Genomic DNA, 251 nt, shown 5'->3' on the forward strand with positions numbered 1-251 from the left:
GTTGGTCAAGGATGGGTTCATTATCAAGAAGCCCCAGAAGATTCACTCCAGGTCCCGTGCACGGAGAGCCCATGAGGCCAAGCAGAAGGGACGTCACTCTGGCTATGGTAAGCGTAGGGGTACCAGGGAGGCTAGGCTCCCCACCAAGATCCTGTGGATGAGGAGGATGCGTGTGCTCAGGCGTTTGCTGCGCAAGTATCGTGAGGCCAAGAAGATTGACAAGCACATGTATCATGACATGTACATGAAGG

1 protein-coding gene is annotated in these 251 nt (G+C 54.2%); it reads left to right on the top strand.

From position 1 onward, the window contains the following. Position 1: 1 nt before the first annotated feature. A partial coding sequence (locus L9G74_RS24470; protein WP_500142682.1) for an eL19 family ribosomal protein occupies positions 2-251 on the top strand: 250 nt, incomplete at its 3' end.

The sequence above is a fragment of the Shewanella electrica genome, from assembly GCF_022321485.1.
In the GTDB taxonomy this organism is placed as follows: Bacteria; Pseudomonadota; Gammaproteobacteria; order Enterobacterales; family Shewanellaceae; genus Shewanella; species Shewanella electrica.